Genomic DNA, 17,231 nt, shown 5'->3' with positions numbered 1-17,231 from the left:
CCGGTGTTGGCGCTGGCGTCAGGCCAGCGCCTGTGCCAGCAGGGTGATGGGGTGTTCGCAGCGTTTGCTGGTGGACATCTCTATCTGCCATTTGCAGGTTTCACAGTCGGTCACCACCAGATCCGCGCCGCTCTCCTCAATTTGCCGGAACAGCGGCGCGCCCATCGCCTGCGATGAGTCGTAGTTCTCCGCCTTGAAGCCGTATGTGCCGGCAATACCGCAGCATTGCGAGTCGAGTACCTCCAGCTGCAAGCCGGGGATCAGCCGCAATAGCTCAAGGGTATACAGCGACCAGCCCATTTTTTCCATATGGCAGGGCGTGTGATAGACCACCTTCAGCGGCAGCGTTTTTAGCTTCAGAGGCCGCCCATTATCCAGCTGACGCCAGAGCCAGCGAGTCGCCAGCTCAATCCGGTCGCGGATATCGTGATTATCGATATCAAGGAGATGCGGATATTCATCGCGCAGCGTAAAGGTGCAGGTCGATGAAGTCGCAATAATGGGCAGACTATTTTCCCGCATCGCGATGACGTTGCTCAGCGCCTGCTTGCGCGCTTTCGCAAAAAAACCGTTGGCAATCAGCGGTACGCCGCAGCATTTCTCTTTGCTCAATAACTGCACCCCGATGCCCATGGCGTTGAACACGCGGATAAGATCTTTGCCCAGCTGCGGATTGTTGTAGTTCACATAGCAGCCGTGAAAAAACGCCACCTGCTCGGCGTACTGCCCCTGCCGGGCGGCCAGCTGACGATACGCGCGGCGAAAGGTACCAAAGCCATATTTTGGCAGCGTGCGGCGGTGATCGATTTTAAGCGCGGCATCAAGGATTTGGCGTACCGGCCTCAGCCCGGTGGCGGCGTTCACCAGCGGGGCAAAAGGCGTGGATAGGGTGCCCATCAGGTCGGTATGGCTGAGGATCGCATCGCGCAGCGTGGGCTTTTGCCGACCGTACTCCATGCGCGCTCGCTGGATAATATCGCCAATTTTGACGTCCGAAGGGCAGGCAACTTCGCAGCGTTTACAGTTGATGCAGTATTTCAATGCCTCGTCGTAGAGCGCGCTGTCTTTCAGGCGCAGGCGTTCGCCGTCCGGCCCGGCCTGTTTTGGCCCCGGATAGCGCGGATTAACCCGGCTGACCGGGCAGGCGGTGGTGCAAACGGTGCATTTTATACAGTGTTCAAAGCGCGTGTCGTTCATGATTCACCTCCGGCAAGCTCGCCGATTAACCCAGCAGCATGCAGCGCGGTCACCGCGCAAACGCCGCCGCCGCATCCCAGCGCGATGGCGTCAAAACCACCGAGGATCGCGCCTACGGCGAACAGATTTTCCAGCGTCTGCCCCTGAAGCTGCGGGCGCAGATCCGCATCGGTTTTCAGGCCGAAACGCTGCCAGGGCTGAGAGGCAAAAAAGTCCTGCTGATACCAGCGCTCGCGCGGCAGCGTCTGCTGCAGGTCAAGGCCGAGGATCGGCTCGCGCACGCCGCTGCGCTCGGCGACCAGCCCGTTGCTGAAAAAGCTGCCGCTGGCCAGCACCGCGAAGCGCGGGCGCAGCGGGATATCGCCGTGATTGCGCGTCCAGATCGCGTTAACGCTACCGTTGCGGTGGCTGATATCGATGACTTCATCCCCGGTCAGCCAGGTCCCGCCGCTGCGGATAAATTGCCGCTGCAGCTGGGCGTGCAGGCGCATCCCCGGCACCGACGGCGGCAGCGTAGGCAGCAGGCGCAGCGGGCAGGGCAGGCGCTGCTGCAGCCACTGGTACAGGCGATCGTCGGCGAGGCCAAAGCAGGCGGGCATAATCAGTAAATTATGCCGCTGCGCCAGCGGGCGCAGCGCCGCCAGCAGGGCCGGCCAGTGCGCTTCATCGTCCAGCCGGCGGGCAATATTGGCGGCACGAAATTCGGATGGGCTATCGCGCAGCACATCGAGGAGAGGTAAATCTATCTCATGGGCTTCGGCGGTCACGCCGTGCTGGTTCAGAGAGGCGGCGGCAAGATGCGGCTGGAAGTCGCCGAATCCGCTGATGCCGACCACGCCGACGCCGCTGGCGGGCAGCGGCGCGGTGGCGATTTCCTGCGGAGATAGCCAGGCCGCGCGTAAGGTTCCCAGCGGCGTCACGCGCAGATGCGGCTGGCTGGCGTCGCCCTGCATGGCGATACCGCAGTCGGCAAACAGCGCCTGACTCTGGCGGGCGTAATCCATCACCCGTTCGGCGCCGAGCCTGGCATAGGGATGTTCGGGAAGCTGGCGGGCCAGCTGGCCGATGCCGTGAGCGACATCGGTGACGGTGTCGCCATTCGGCAGCGTGGTAAGCAAATCCAGCGAGGCGGAAGAGAAGTGCAGGGCGCTTTGGCCGCGGCTGATAATCACGCTGCGCAGGCCGCGCTGGTTGAGCGCCAGCCCGCAGAGCAGTCCGGCGAGGCCGCCGCCGATGATGGCGCAATCAAACTTCATCCTGATGCTCCTTTTGTAATCCGCACAGGCCGAGATAGACCCAGCGGGTGAACTCGCTTTCGCGCAGCGCGTCCCCCCAGGCCACCGGCTGGACGCCTTTCCAGCGTTCGTTCAAAAATTGAGACAGCTGGGTAAGGGATCGCGCGGAAGTGGTGACGTTAAAACGCGCGAGCAGCCCGGCGGCGCGGCAGGCGCACAGTTCGCCCTGACAGGTTCCCATGCCGACGCGGGTGCGGCGGCGCAGGTCGAGCAGGTTTTTCACCGCCAGGTTTTCGACCGCGTACTGAACCTCGCCGGCGGTCACCGCCTCGCATTCGCAGACCAGGCTGCGGTGCTGGCGGCTATCGCCAAGCCAGGCCGGGGTGCGATCGCCGTGGCGATAGATGGCCGACCCGCGCAGCGACGCAGGTAAAGAGATGATTTTGCGTAGCGTGGCTTCCGCCGGCTCCTGCGAGCCCGGCAGCGGCGTATAGGCGGTCGTACAGGGGACGGTATTTCCGAGCTTGCGGCAGAGCGCATCCGTGGCCCACTCCGCCATCAGGCGATAGGTCATCAGCTTACCGCCGGTGATGGTGATAAAGCCCTCCAGTCCGTCGCGCCGGGCGTGGTCGAGCAGCACAATACCGCGACTGACGCTGCGCCCGCTGGGATCGTCATCGCTGGCGACCAGCGGACGTATGCCGGAGTAGGCGCGCAGTACCCGCGTCCGCCCCATGATCGGCGCCAGCTTTTCCCCTTCGCGCAGCAGCGTTTCGACCTCCTCGGCCGTTACCCGGTTGTCGTCAATTTCGTCATAGGGAATATGCATCGAAGTAGTGCCAATCAGCGAAATAGTATCGCCGGGCACCAGGATATCGGCGTCAGCCGGTTTGCGGCAGCGGTTGATAACCTGACGGTTAATGCGGTGATCGAGGATTAACAGCGATCCTTTTGCCGGAAACATCGCGATGCGCAGGTCGGCATACTCTGCGATGCGCTGCCCCCAGATCCCGGCGGCGTTGACCACCACCTGCGCGCGCAGCGTGCGCGATTCACGGAGCTGATGGTTGTAGATCGTGACGCCATGGACGCGATCGCCCTGACGCAGCAGGCCGGTGACTTCGCAGCCGGTGAGGATAGCGGCGCCATGTTCGCGGGCATCGAGCATATTTGCGGCGGTGAGGCGGAAAGGATCGACGGTGCCGTCGGGGACCTGCACCGCGCCGAGCAGCGCCGGGTTAACCGCGGGCTCAATGCGCAGCGCCTCGGCGGGCGTCAGAGGCTGGGCCTCAATACCCGCCTGCTGGCAGGCGGTGATAAAGGTGTGCTGATACGCCGGATCGTCTTCCGGCAAGGTAATAAACAGGCCGCTGGTGGGCTCAATGCAGTGCCGGGCGATGCGGCGTAAGATGCGGTTTTCGCTGATACACTCCCGCGCCGATTCGCTATCGGTTACCGCATAGCGCGCGCCGCTGTGCAGCAGGCCGTGGTTGCGGCCGGTCGCCCCGGTGGCGATATCGTAGCGCTCAACCAGCGCCGCCTTCAGCCCGCGCAGCGCGCAGTCGCGCGCGATCCCGGCGCCGGTGGCGCCGCCGCCAATAATAATGACGTCATATTCACGACTATCGGCCATCTCCCTGTCCTCTGTGTTCGTTTTACATCATTTAGCCATATCGACCGCGTTTAATGTTTGATTTCGAGCATATTTGCGCGTAATTCGAGCGTTTGTTGTGACTTTATGCGCATATTGGAAAGTTCTGTCATATTTCTGTAACAAAGTGTGCGACATTTCACAGTATTAGATTTACGCTTTGCCTACTATCGCGACCAAATCAGAAGTCAGTGAATAAATTACGTTTTTTTGCGACGACGTCAGAAGAACAGCAATGGCCACGGAGGCTGATATGTTAAGTATATTTAAACCCGCAGCGCATAAAGCGCGTTTGCCAACGGCGGAAATCGATCCGCTATATCGTCGATTACGCTGGCAGATCTTTATCGGTATCTTCTTCGGATATGCCGCTTACTATCTGGTTCGTAAGAACTTTGCTTTGGCAATGCCCTATCTTATCGAGCAGGGGTTCTCCCGCGGCGATCTCGGCTTTGCGCTTTCCGGTATCTCTATCGCCTACGGATTTTCGAAATTCATCATGGGCTCGGTTTCTGACCGTTCGAATCCGCGCATTTTTTTACCGGCAGGCCTGATCCTTGCCGCGCTGGTGATGCTGGTGATGGGCTTCGTCCCCTGGGCGACCTCCAGCATTATGGTGATGTTCGTCCTGCTGTTCCTGTGCGGCTGGTTCCAGGGGATGGGCTGGCCGCCGTGCGGACGTACGATGGTGCACTGGTGGTCGCAGAAAGAGCGCGGCGGTATTGTTTCGGTATGGAACTGCGCGCACAACGTCGGCGGCGGGATCCCGCCGCTGCTGTTTCTGCTGGGGATGGCGTGGTTTAACGACTGGCACGCGGCGCTGTATATGCCGGCTTTCGGCGCGATCCTGCTGGCGATTTTCGCCTTCGCGATGATGCGCGATACTCCGCAGTCCTGCGGCCTGCCGCCGATCGAAGAGTACAAAAACGATTATCCTGACGACTACAGCGAGAAGCACGAAGAAGAGCTGACCGCAAAGCAGATCTTTATGCAGTACATCCTGCCGAACAAGCTGCTGTGGTACATCGCCATCGCCAACGTGTTTGTTTATCTGCTGCGCTACGGCATTCTTGACTGGTCGCCGACCTACCTGAAAGAGGTTAAGCACTTCGCGCTGGATAAATCGTCCTGGGCCTACTTTCTTTATGAATACGCGGGGATCCCGGGCACCCTGCTGTGCGGCTGGATGTCGGATAAAGTGTTTAAAGGCAACCGCGGCGCGACCGGCGTCTTCTTTATGACCCTGGTCACCATCGCCACCGTCGTCTACTGGCTGAACCCGCCGGGTAACCCGGGCGTGGATATGGCCTGCATGATCATCATCGGCTTCCTGATTTACGGTCCGGTGATGCTGATTGGCCTGCATGCGCTGGAGCTGGCGCCGAAAAAAGCCGCCGGCACCGCCGCGGGCTTCACCGGCCTGTTTGGCTATCTCGGCGGCTCCGTGGCCGCGAGCGCCATCGTTGGCTATACCGTCGATTTCTTCGGCTGGGACGGCGGCTTTATGGTAATGATCGGCGGCAGCGTGCTGGCGGTCCTGCTGCTGATTATCGTGATGCTGGGCGAACGACGCCATCACCAACAGATGAAACAAGCTTAAGGAGCGGCGATGAAAAGCACATTAACCACCCTGATGAGCGGAATGCTGCTGGCTGCGACGGCGCTCTCTTTCAGCGCCGTCGCGGGGGAGAAAATCGTTATCGCCCACCGCGGCGCCAGCGGCTATCTGCCGGAACATACCCTGCCGGCGAAAGCGATGGCCTACGCGCAGGGGGCGGACTACCTCGAGCAAGACCTGGTGATGACTAAAGACGACCGGCTGGTGGTGCTGCATGACCACTATCTGGATCGGGTGACCGACGTGGCCCAGCGTTTCCCGCAGCGGGCGCGTCAAGATGGCCGCTTCTACGCCATCGACTTTACCCTCGCCGAGATAAAGTCGCTGAAGTTTACCGAAGGGTTTGAGCCGAAAGATGGCAAGAACGTGCAAACTTATCCGGGCCGTTTCCCGATGGGTAAATCTGATTTCCGTATTCATACCTTTGAAGAGGAGATTGAGTTTGTGCAGGGGCTGAACCATTCGACCGGCAAAAACATCGGCATCTACCCGGAGATCAAAGCGCCGTGGTTCCACCATCAGGAAGGCAAGGATATTGCCGCCAGCACGCTGAACGTGCTGAAGAAATATGGCTACACCGGCAAGCAGGATAAGGTTTATCTGCAGTGCTTTGACGCCAACGAGCTCAAGCGCATCAAGCAGGAGCTGGAGCCGAAAATGGGGATGGATCTCAATCTGGTGCAGCTTATCGCCTATACCGACTGGAATGAGACCCAGCAGCGGCAGGCCGACGGCAAGTGGGTGAACTACAGCTATGACTGGATGTTCAAACCGGGGGCGATGGCGCAGATCGCGCAGTACGCTGACGGCATTGGCCCGGACTACCATATGCTGGTGGCGGAAGGCTCGACGCCGGGTCACGTGAAGCTGACGGCGATGGTGAAAGAAGCCCATGCCAGCAAGCTGCAGGTGCATCCGTATACGGTCCGCGCGGATCAGCTGCCAGCGTATGCAGCGGACGTGGAGCAGCTTTACGACGTCCTGTATAACCAGGCGGACGTGGACGGGTTGTTTACGGATTTCCCGGATAAGGCGGTGAAGTTCCTCAATAAAAAGTAAGCCATTAATCAGGGGCGCTTGCGCCCCTGTTGCAGAGGGGCAGCAGCCCGGCCAGTCGTAGCTGTTTTTCCCACTCTGGCTCTGGCCCCAGCTTTTCCGCAACCTCGTTGACCAGCGCCTGAATCACTGGCGAGGCGCGACGCGTCTGGCGATACAGCGCCACAATGTTGCCACCCTCCGGCTGCCAGTCGGGTAAAATAATTTTTAGCTCTCCCCGCACGATCGCTTCAGCGCCTAAAAATAGCGGCATGACCACAATCCCAAGCCCCATTCTGGCGGCCTCCAGCAGGCTGAAGGCGTTATCCGAACGCAGACGATTTTTGACCCGCCAGGTCTGGCGCTGCCCGTTATGCAGCAACTGCCAGCAGCCCCCCGGCGCGCGATGGGTATATAGCAGCCCGTCATGCTGCTCCAGTTCAACAGGATGCAAAGGCGTGCCCCGTTGCGACAGATAGTCCGGGCTGGCGCAGAGCCAGGTCAGGTTGCGCGCCAGCGTTCGGGCGATGAGCGTTGAGTCCGGGACGAGGCCGAGGCGGATGGCGATATCAAAGTCGGGCTGGTGCATATTGATCTGCCGGTCCTCCGTCGCGATATCGAGAGACAACCCCGGATGGTCGCGGATAAAACCGGCCAGAATTGTCGATAGATGAGTGGTCATAAACGTATGCGAGGTGGCAATCCGCAGCCCGCCCCGAAGCTCGCTGCGTGACGGGGCCACCGCCTCTTCTGCCAGCGTGACTTCGTCAAGCAGCCGTACGCACTCCTGATAAAATAGCAGGCCCGCCTCCGTGAGGCTAAGCCGTGGCCCGCGCTCCAGTAAGCTGGCGCCAAGCCGTTTCTCCAGCATCTTGACGCGCTGGCTGACTACCGATTTTGATGTCCCCAATTTTGCCGCCGCGCCGACAAAGCTCAGAGACTCAACAACCGAAATAAACGTGCTCATTTCCACGAACTTGTTCACACAGGCGCTCCTTTTTCGGGTCTTGCGGTTGACTATGCCTCGTTCTATGCGCCAGAAAAACGGCTGGCGAGATATTCTGCCGCCATGATCGCATCCGGATTGGTCGCCTGAGAGGGAACGTCCGGGAACAGCGAGGCATCGACGACAAACAGCCCGGCAATACCGAAAACTTTCCCGCAGGCGTCCACGACGGCGATGGGATCGCTTTCGTTCCCCATTGGCGCAGTCGCGCTGAGGTGCAGGTTACTTTTCACCGTCTTACGCTGTTCTTCTGCTATCTGCTGGTCTGTTTCTGCCAGTGTACCGCCTTTTACCATCGGGACTTCGCCAATCACCAGCGCCTGTAGCGGACCTTCCTGCACCAGCGCCCGGGATAATTTCACCGCTTCGACCATTCGCGTGACGTCGCGCTCGTCACCCAGTAAATTGAGATCGATACGGGGGCCGAGCAGCGGGTTGCGGCTCGCCAAAGTCAGACGCCCGCGGGCAAAGGGGCGCGCCACGGTGAAAAAGAGCTGGAAACCCGCACCATGTGGAAATAGTTCAGGATCGACGAAGTGGTTATTGCTGATATAGAGATCCAGTTCGTTGGCTGCCGCCAGCGAAGATTGCGTCCAGAGCGTTGTGCCTATAGGGGGATAACTGGCATGCTTAGCGGACGTTGCCAGCATGATCCCGTTCACGGGTTGTTCCTGCAAGTTGCGCCCAACGGGGAGATCCTGTTTCACCGTGATCTCCAGATGGCGTAAATCGTCCGCAGGGCCAATGCCGGAGCGCAACAGAATCGCTGGCGTACCGGCCGCGCCGGCGCACAGGAATACGTTGTCGGTAGCGATCTGTGTTCCGTCCGCCAGCTGTATGCCGTTCACGCGCGAACCTTCAATCAACGCTTTATCCACGACCGTCATGCCGACAATCGACAGATTCTTGCGCGCGCGAACGTCTGCCGTCAGGTAGACCATGGCGGTATTTTGCCGGATGCCGTTGACAACATTGACCGGGTAGACCGCGACGCCGTGCTGCTGCGCGCCGTTGATATCGTCAACGGCGGCGAAGCCGTGAGCGCGGCAAGCATGATAAAACGCCTGGCTTGCCGGGCTGAGCGTTTCCAGCGCCGGTAACCGCACCGGAACCGGGCCGTGGCGACCATGCCAGCGATCGTCGCCATAGTCGGCGTTTTCAAGCCGTTTGAACCAGGGTAAAACCTTATCGAACGACCAGTCGCTCAGGCCGCGCTTGACCCAACGGTCAAAATCAGATTTGGGGGCGCGAACAAACGCGCCGGCATTGATCGTTGACCCGCCGCCAAGTACTTTTGCCCGCAGATGACCGGCCGTGTGATCGGTTCCCGTTGCTACCCCGCGCTCCCAGACGTAATCGCCGCCACCAACAGAGTGGCTGTGCGCCAGCTCGTCCGGCCAGGCATCAGGGGCGAAAACGGGGCCACCTTCCAGCAGCGCTACCTGGCAATCGGGGTTCTCACTCAGACGTGCGGCGAGTACCGCACCCGCCGAACCTCCACCGACCACGATGACGTCGTATGCTTTTTTCAGTCCGTTGGCGCAGTTTTCCTCTTTGACGGAAGCCATTTTTTATCTCCTCATGAATGTCGTGACGCAGAGCATCAGCCAGCGTTGCTGCGATCATTGCTGATGGCTTTATCCGGTGGCTTATACAGGTAGAGTAGGCGGAGTGGGGGGAGGTGAACAGGGATAGGAAGACGAACCCAGGGTTCGTAAAAAACGAACCCTATAAAGAATGGGAATGCGTTTCAGGCTGGCTTACATTTCGATTTCGATATCGCCTTTTGCCCGGCAGCAGCAGGGCAAAATCTCTCCCGGCTGGACAAACGCCAGCGGCTCGGTGAGCCAGTCAACCTGACCGGAAACCAGACGCAGACGACACGATCCGCAGTATCCTTCGCGGCACTGATACTCCACGTCGATATTGTGCGATTCCAGGGCCGCCAGCAGGGAGGGATGTTCATCCTGACACTCAAGGCGAGTGTCAGAAATCTTCAAGAAAATGCGTTTCATCAGAGCTGGAAGTTGCTCAGATCGTCAGCGTCGACTTCGGAATCGATCTGCCCGACCAGATAAGAGCTGACTTCCACTTCCTGCGGCGCGACCTGCACGTTATCGGACACCAGCCAGGTGTTGATCCACGGGATCGGGTTGGAGCGGGTCTGGAACGGCAGATCGAGACCTACCGCCTGCATGCGGATGTTGGTAATGTACTCAACGTACTGGCAGAGAATATCTTTGTTCAGGCCGATCATCGAACCGTCGCGGAACAGATAATCCGCCCACTCTTTTTCCTGCTGCGCCGCCTGCACGAACAGGTCGTAGCACGCCTGTTTGCACTCTTCGGCGATTGAAGCCATCTCCGGATCGTCGACGCCGGAACGCAGCAGATTCAGCATGTGCTGAGTGCCGGTCAGGTGCAGCGCTTCGTCGCGAGCGATCAGGCGGATAATCTTGGCGTTACCTTCCATCAGCTTGCGCTCGGCAAAGGCGAAAGAGCAGGCGAAGCTGACGTAAAAACGGATGGCTTCCAGCGCATTCACGCTCATCAGGCACAGGTAGAGTTTCTTTTTCAGCTCGCGCAGGTTCACGGTAATGGTTTTACCGTTCACGCTGTGGGTGCCTTCGCCCAGCAGATGCCAGTAGCTGGTCAGCTCAATCAATTCATCGTAATAGCTGGAAATGCCTTCCGCGCGTTTCTGAATCTGCTCGTTGGTGACGATATCGTCAAATACCATCGCCGGATCGTTAACGATATTGCGGATGATATGGGTGTAGGAGCGCGAATGGATGGTCTCCGAGAACGCCCAGGTTTCCACCCAGGTTTCCAGCTCCGGAATTGAAATCAGCGGCAGCAGGGCGACGTTCGGGCTGCGGCCCTGGATGGAGTCCAGCAGCGTCTGATATTTCAGGTTGCTGATAAAAATGTGTTTTTCGTGTTCCGGCAGCGCCTGATAGTCGATACGGTCGCGGGAAACGTCAACTTCTTCCGGACGCCAGAAGAAGGAGAGCTGTTTTTCAATCAGCTTTTCGAAGATGTCATATTTTTGCTGATCGTAGCGGGCGACGTTCACCGGCTGACCGAAGAACATCGGCTCTTTGAGCTGGTCATTTTTCGTCTGTGAAAAGGTGGTGTATGCCATGAGTGGGGATCCTGTCCTGGAATTATACGCCGGGCGGCGCTTCGCTAGCCCGACCTACATTAGACCGTAGGCCCGGCAGGCAACGCGCCGCCGGGCAATATTATCAAATCTTACATGCGCCGCTTTCGCAGCCGTCGTCCTGGATGGACGGCGCCAGGTCATCCTGGGCATCTTCCGCGCCATCGCGCGTGTTGTGATAGTACAGCGTTTTGACGCCGAACTTATAGGCATTGAGCAAGTCTTTCAGCAGCTGCTGCATCGGCACTTTGCCAGACGGGAAGCGCGTCGGATCGTAGTTGGTGTTAGCAGAAATCGACTGGTCGATAAACTTCTGCATAATACCGACCAGCTGCAAGTAACCGTCGTTGTTCGGCATTTCCCACAGCAGCTCGTAGCCGTTCTGCAGTTTTTCGTAATCCGGCACCACCTGGCGCAGGATACCGTCTTTCGACGCTTTGATGCTGACGTGACCGCGCGGCGGCTCAATGCCGTTGGTGGCGTTGGAGATCTGCGAAGAGGTCTCGGACGGCATCAGCGCGGAGAGCGTGGAGTTACGCAGGCCGTGCGTTTTAATCGACTCGCGAAGCTGCTCCCAGTCGTAATGCAGGGATTCGCTGACGATAGCGTCCAGGTCTTTTTTGTAGGTATCGATCGGCAGAATGCCTTTCGCATAGGTGGTTTCGTTAAACCACGGGCACGCGCCTTGCTCGATCGCCAGCTCGTTAGAGGCTTTCAGCAGGTAGTACTGAATCGCTTCGAACGTTTTATGCGTCAGGTTGTTAGCGCTGCCGTCAGAGTAGCGTTTACCGTGCTTCGCCAGATAGTAGGCAAAGTTAATCACCCCAATACCCAGCGTACGACGGCCCATCGCGCCGCGTTTGGCCGCCGGGATTGGGTAGTCCTGGTAATCCAGCAGGGCATCCAGCGCGCGAACGGCCAGCACCGCCAGCTCTTCCAGCTCATCAAGGCTATCGATAACGCCGAGGTTGAAAGCGGACAGGGTACACAGCGCAATTTCACCGTTTTCGTCGTTTACATCTTCCAGAGGCTTGGTCGGCAGGGCGATTTCCAGGCACAGGTTGGACTGGCGCACCGGCGCGACAACCGGGTCAAACGGGCTGTGGGTGTTGCAGTGGTCCACGTTCTGGATGTAGATACGGCCGGTGGAGGCGCGTTCCTGCATCATCAGCGAGAACAGTTCTACCGCTTTAATGCGCTGCTTGCGGATGCTGTCGTCCTGCTCGTATTGGGTGTACAGGCGCTCGAACTCGTCCTGGTCGGCGAAGAACGCATCGTACAGGCCCGGGACGTCGGACGGGCTGAACAGGGTGATATCGCCGCCTTTCAGCAGACGGGTGTACATCAGCTTGTTGATCTGTACGCCGTAGTCCATGTGACGAACGCGGTTGGCGTCGGTACCGCGGTTGTTTTTCAGCACCAGCAGGCTTTCGACTTCCAGATGCCACATCGGGTAGAAGAGGGTCGCCGCACCGCCGCGGACGCCGCCCTGGGAGCAGGATTTCACCGCCGTCTGGAAGTGCTTATAGAACGGGATACAGCCGGTATGGAAAGCTTCACCGCCGCGAATCGGGCTACCCAGCGCGCGGATGCGGCCGGCGTTGATGCCGATACCGGCGCGCTGAGAGACGTATTTCACAATGGCGCTGGAGGTGGCGTTAATAGAATCCAGGCTGTCGCCGCACTCGATCAGCACGCAGGAGCTGAACTGACGGGTCGGGGTACGCACGCCGGACATAATCGGCGTCGGCAGCGAGATTTTGAACGTCGACACCGCGTCATAGAAACGCTTGATGTAGTTCAGACGCGTCTCGCGCGGGTAGTTGGAGAACAGGCAGGCGGCAACCAGAATGTACAGGAACTGGGCGCTTTCATAGATCTCACCGGTGACGCGGTTCTGCACCAGATATTTGCCTTCGAGCTGCTTAACCGCAGCGTAGGAGAAGGTCATATCGCGATCGTGCTCGATGAACGAGTCCATCTGCTTGAACTCTTCTTCCGTGTAGTCTTCCAGCAGATGAGTATCGTATTTGCCGTTTTTCACCATTTTCGACACGTGGTCGAACAGCGCTGGCGGCTCAAACTGGCCGTAGGCTTTTTTACGCAGGTGGAAAATCGCCAGACGGGCGGCGAGATACTGGTAATCCGGCGCCTCGCGGGAGATAAGGTCCGCGGCGGCTTTGATAATGGTTTCGTGAATGTCGGCGGTTTTGATGCCGTCATAGAACTGAATGTGGGAACGCAGTTCTACCTGGGAGATGGATACGTTATTCAGCCCTTCTGCCGCCCAATCCAGCACGCGGTGGATTTTATCGAGATTGATGCGCTCGGTGCTACCGTCACGCTTTGTCACCAGCAGACTCTGATTCATGTGGATTATACCTGTCCGTGAAAGAAAATATCCCCCACTTATCCACAGAACGCCGTTGTGACTAACTCTGTGGATAAATACTATATGTAGGGGGTGGTCGATAAAAGAAACGCTATATGGTGAGTATTCTAGTAAGGATTCTTTTGAGTACAAGAGTTGATTTTGACGTTAAATTGAGGTTGCGGAAGGGTAATAATCGCCAAGTCCACGCCACATAAGGCCTGGAGAAGATGTCAATAAATCAGAAAAAAAAATGAAAATTTGATCGAGTGCTGATTTCTTCATCGGAAGAAAAAATCACGCGGCTTGATGCCGCGCAATCATCATAGGAAATACAGCTGACGTTATGCTTTTTTCGCCGTTGTATGCAACATATAGTTAACATCCACCCCTGGTGCCAGCTTGAAGGTATTGGTCAACGGATTGTAATGAAGACCGGTAATATGCTGCTCTTTCAGAATTGTCTCATCTACCCAGCCGATCAGCTCCGCGGGCTTGATGAATTTCTTCACGTCGTGGGTTCCCTTCGGCACCATTTTCATGATGTATTCGGCGCCGACGACCGCCATCAGCCACGCTTTACCGTTGCGGTTAATGGTTGAGAAGAACACCTGACCGCCAGGTTTGACCAGCCGCGCGCACGCGTGGACGACCGACTGCGGATCCGGGACGTGCTCCAGCATCTCCATGCAGGTAACGACGTCGTACTCTCCGGCGTGCTTCGCCGCGTGCTCTTCAACGGTTTCCTGGACATATTCGACCTGAATGCCGCTCTCCAGGGCGTGCAGTTTCGCCACCTGTAGCGGTTCGAAGCCCATATCCAGACCGGTCACCGCTGCGCCTTCCCGGGCCATGCTTTCCGCCAGGATGCCGCCGCCGCAGCCGACATCAAGTACTTTTTTGCCAAACAGGCCGCCGGAGCGCTCCGCGATATAGCCGAGGCGTAGAGGATTGATGCGATGTAACGGCTTGAATTCGCCCTCTAAATCCCACCAGCGCGAGGCGACGGCTTCAAATTTAGCGATTTCATTATGATCAACATTGTGGGCCACCGACGGTTTTTCGGCATTCATGGGCGCTTTTACTCCTGTTCAGTTCAGACCCGCGAGTATATCAGGCCTCAGGGATGAATAAACCGTCTATCCCTGTCGCCTTTCGCCGCGCGAAAATCATTGGGTATAGGTTTACCCGTATCACCGCGGCTGTGTTATAATTTGCGACCTTTGAATCCGGGATACAGTAGAGGGATAGCGGTTAGATGAGCGACCTTGCGAGAGAAATTACACCGGTCAACATTGAGGAAGAGCTGAAGAGCTCCTATCTGGATTATGCGATGTCGGTCATTGTTGGCCGTGCGCTGCCGGATGTCCGAGATGGCCTGAAGCCGGTACACCGTCGCGTACTATACGCCATGAACGTATTGGGCAATGACTGGAACAAAGCCTATAAAAAATCTGCCCGTGTCGTTGGTGACGTAATCGGTAAATACCACCCTCATGGTGATACTGCCGTGTATGACACCATTGTACGTATGGCGCAGCCATTCTCCCTGCGCTATATGCTGGTAGATGGCCAGGGTAACTTTGGTTCGGTCGACGGCGACTCCGCCGCAGCGATGCGTTATACGGAAATCCGTATGTCGAAGATCGCCCATGAGCTGATGGCCGACCTCGAAAAAGAGACGGTGGATTTCGTCGATAACTATGACGGCACGGAAAAGATCCCTGACGTTATGCCGACCAAAATCCCGAACCTGTTAGTCAACGGTTCGTCAGGTATCGCGGTAGGTATGGCGACCAATATTCCGCCGCACAACCTCACCGAAGTGATCAACGGCTGTCTGGCCTACGTTGAAAATGAAGACATCAGCATTGAAGGGCTGATGGAACACATCCCAGGTCCGGACTTCCCGACCGCCGCGATCATCAACGGTCGCCGCGGCATTGAAGAGGCCTATCGTACCGGTCGCGGTAAAGTGTACATTCGCGCGCGCGCGGAAGTGGAAGCTGACGCGAAAACCGGCCGCGAAACCATCATCGTGCATGAAATTCCGTATCAGGTGAACAAAGCGCGCCTGATTGAGAAAATCGCCGAGCTGGTCAAAGACAAACGCGTCGAAGGCATCAGCGCGCTGCGCGACGAGTCCGATAAAGACGGTATGCGCATCGTGATTGAAGTGAAGCGCGATGCGGTGGGTGAGGTGGTGCTGAACAACCTCTATTCGCAGACCCAGCTCCAGGTCTCCTTCGGTATTAACATGGTTGCTCTGCACCATGGTCAGCCGAAGATCATGAACCTGAAAGAAATTATTGCCGCGTTCGTGCGCCATCGCCGCGAAGTGGTGACCCGTCGTACGATTTTTGAACTGCGTAAAGCCCGCGATCGCGCGCACATCCTCGAAGCGCTGGCGATTGCCCTGGCCAACATCGATCCGATTATCGAACTGATTCGCCGCGCGCCGACCCCGGCGGAAGCGAAGGCTGCCTTAATCGCCCGTTCATGGGATCTGGGCAACGTTTCCGCGATGCTGGAACGCGCCGGCGATGACGCCGCCCGTCCGGAATGGCTGGAGCCCGAGTTCGGCGTACGCGACGGCCAGTACTACCTGACTGAACAGCAGGCGCAGGCGATTCTGGATCTGCGTTTGCAGAAGCTGACCGGCCTTGAGCATGAAAAACTGCTCGATGAATACAAAGAGCTGCTGGAACAGATCGCGGAACTGCTGCACATTCTGGGCAGCGCCGATCGCCTGATGGAAGTTATCCGCGAAGAGCTGGAGCTGGTCCGTGAACAGTTCGGCGACGCGCGTCGTACCGAGATCACCGCGAACAGCGCGGATATCAACATTGAAGACCTGATCAACCAGGAAGATGTTGTCGTGACCCTTTCGCATCAGGGCTACGTGAAGTATCAGCCGCTGACCGACTACGAAGCCCAGCGTCGTGGCGGTAAAGGTAAATCTGCGGCGCGTATCAAAGAAGAAGACTTCATCGACCGCCTGCTGGTGGCCAACACCCACGATACGATCCTCTGCTTCTCCAGCCGCGGTCGTCTCTACTGGATGAAGGTTTATCAGCTGCCGGAAGCCAGCCGCGGCGCGCGCGGCCGTCCGATCGTCAACCTGCTGCCGCTGGAAGCCAACGAGCGTATTACCGCGATCCTGCCGGTCCGCGAATACGAAGAGGGCGTGAACGTCTTTATGGCGACCGCCAGCGGTACCGTGAAGAAAACGGCGCTGACTGAATTCAGCCGTCCGCGTTCCGCCGGTATTATCGCGGTTAACCTCAACGAAGGCGACGAGCTGATTGGCGTCGATCTGACCTCCGGTCAGGACGAAGTCATGCTGTTCTCCGCCGCCGGTAAAGTGGTGCGCTTTAAAGAGGACGCCGTCCGCGCGATGGGCCGTACCGCCACAGGCGTGCGCGGCATCAAGCTGGCCGGCGAGGACAAAGTGGTTTCTCTGATCGTTCCGCGCGGTGAAGGTGCGATCCTGACCGTTACGCAGAATGGCTACGGTAAACGTACCGCAGCTGAAGAGTATCCTACTAAGTCGCGTGCGACCCAGGGCGTTATCTCAATCAAAGTGACCGAACGCAACGGTTCCGTTGTGGGCGCGGTGCAGGTTGATGACTGCGACCAGATTATGATGATCACCGACGCGGGCACGCTGGTACGAACCCGCGTATCTGAAGTGAGCATTGTCGGTCGTAACACTCAGGGCGTGATCCTGATTCGTACTGCGGAAGATGAAAACGTGGTCGGCCTGCAGCGCGTGGCTGAGCCGGTTGATGACGAAGAGCTGGATGCCATCGACGGCAGCGCGGCGGAAGGCGACGAAGATATCGCGCCGGAAGCGGATACTGACGATGACATCGCCGAAGACGAAGAGTAATTCTCTGCGGTAATTGTCTGAAAGGGTCGGGGCTCTCCCCGGCCCTTTTTGTTTTCCCGTTGC

The 17,231-nt window shown here is 58.1% G+C and carries 12 protein-coding genes; 3 read left to right on the top strand and 9 right to left on the bottom strand.

Features of this window, described 5'->3' with window-relative positions; translation table 11 throughout:
* Positions 1–18 precede the first annotated feature (18 nt).
* The 3 genes from glpC to glpA are packed head-to-tail and all read right to left on the bottom strand — an operon-like array spanning position 19 to position 4,065.
* Positions 19–1,197: an anaerobic glycerol-3-phosphate dehydrogenase subunit GlpC gene (gene glpC / locus BJF97_RS20355; RefSeq protein ID WP_032694820.1), complete on the bottom strand. Its 1,179-nt coding sequence runs from the start codon at positions 1,195–1,197 to the stop codon at positions 19–21.
* Positions 1,194–2,453: a glycerol-3-phosphate dehydrogenase subunit GlpB gene (glpB, locus tag BJF97_RS20350; RefSeq protein WP_032694818.1), complete on the bottom strand. Its 1,260-nt coding sequence runs from the start codon at positions 2,451–2,453 to the stop codon at positions 1,194–1,196. The genes glpC and glpB overlap by 4 nt, the downstream gene beginning before the upstream one ends.
* Positions 2,443–4,065 (bottom strand): anaerobic glycerol-3-phosphate dehydrogenase subunit A, encoded by a 1,623-nt coding sequence (gene glpA, locus BJF97_RS20345; RefSeq protein ID WP_032694817.1) that lies wholly within the window; start codon positions 4,063–4,065, stop codon positions 2,443–2,445. Before glpA ends, glpB begins: the two co-directional genes overlap by 11 nt.
* 271 nt (positions 4,066–4,336) lie before the next feature.
* Between glpA and glpT the strand changes: the two genes are divergently transcribed.
* Both glpT and glpQ read left to right on the top strand, forming a co-directional pair.
* The gene (gene glpT, locus BJF97_RS20340) at positions 4,337–5,683 is read left to right on the top strand and encodes a glycerol-3-phosphate transporter (RefSeq protein ID WP_014230222.1); all 1,347 of its coding nucleotides are present in this window, start codon (positions 4,337–4,339) and stop codon (positions 5,681–5,683) included.
* Positions 5,684–5,692: 9 nt separating this feature from the next.
* Complete coding sequence (gene glpQ, locus BJF97_RS20335; RefSeq protein ID WP_014230221.1) at positions 5,693–6,760, top strand: glycerophosphodiester phosphodiesterase; 1,068 nt, start codon at positions 5,693–5,695, stop codon at positions 6,758–6,760.
* Between the two features lie 4 nt (positions 6,761–6,764).
* Here the strand turns inward: glpQ and BJF97_RS20330 are convergent, their stop codons facing one another.
* The 6 genes from BJF97_RS20330 to ubiG all read right to left on the bottom strand — a co-directional run bounded on the left by BJF97_RS20330 (position 6,765) and on the right by ubiG (position 14,349).
* Entirely contained in the window at positions 6,765–7,721 is a 957-nt protein-coding gene (locus BJF97_RS20330) for a LysR family transcriptional regulator (RefSeq protein WP_014230220.1), read from the bottom strand.
* 44 nt (positions 7,722–7,765) lie between these two features.
* A complete protein-coding gene (locus BJF97_RS20325) occupies positions 7,766–9,310 on the bottom strand; it encodes a GMC family oxidoreductase (protein WP_014230219.1) in 1,545 nt (514 codons plus the stop codon).
* A 192-nt stretch (positions 9,311–9,502) separates the two neighbouring features.
* Positions 9,503–9,757 (bottom strand): class I ribonucleotide reductase maintenance protein YfaE, encoded by a 255-nt coding sequence (gene yfaE / locus BJF97_RS20320; protein ID WP_004104002.1) that lies wholly within the window; start codon positions 9,755–9,757, stop codon positions 9,503–9,505.
* Positions 9,757–10,887, bottom strand: a complete 1,131-nt coding sequence (nrdB, locus tag BJF97_RS20315) for a class Ia ribonucleoside-diphosphate reductase subunit beta (protein ID WP_004852757.1) — start codon at positions 10,885–10,887, stop codon at positions 9,757–9,759. The genes yfaE and nrdB overlap by 1 nt, the downstream gene beginning before the upstream one ends.
* A 103-nt stretch (positions 10,888–10,990) precedes the next feature.
* Positions 10,991–13,276: a class 1a ribonucleoside-diphosphate reductase subunit alpha gene (gene nrdA, locus BJF97_RS20310; protein WP_014839096.1), complete on the bottom strand. Its 2,286-nt coding sequence runs from the start codon at positions 13,274–13,276 to the stop codon at positions 10,991–10,993.
* Positions 13,277–13,620: 344 nt separating this feature from the next.
* Complete coding sequence (gene ubiG / locus BJF97_RS20305) at positions 13,621–14,349, bottom strand: bifunctional 2-polyprenyl-6-hydroxyphenol methylase/3-demethylubiquinol 3-O-methyltransferase UbiG (RefSeq protein ID WP_014230217.1); 729 nt, start codon at positions 14,347–14,349, stop codon at positions 13,621–13,623.
* Positions 14,350–14,534: 185 nt separating this feature from the next.
* Here ubiG and gyrA point away from each other — a divergent pair, with 185 nt between their 5' ends.
* Complete coding sequence (gyrA, locus tag BJF97_RS20300; protein WP_004852752.1) at positions 14,535–17,168, top strand: DNA topoisomerase (ATP-hydrolyzing) subunit A; 2,634 nt, start codon at positions 14,535–14,537, stop codon at positions 17,166–17,168.
* The last annotated feature ends 63 nt before the right edge of the window (positions 17,169–17,231 follow it).

Source organism: Klebsiella sp. LTGPAF-6F (genome assembly GCF_001753185.1).
GTDB classification, from domain to species: Bacteria; Pseudomonadota; Gammaproteobacteria; order Enterobacterales; family Enterobacteriaceae; genus Klebsiella; species Klebsiella michiganensis.
Note: the sequence above shows the minus strand (reverse complement) of the source record. Positions and strands in the feature narration are given on the sequence as shown.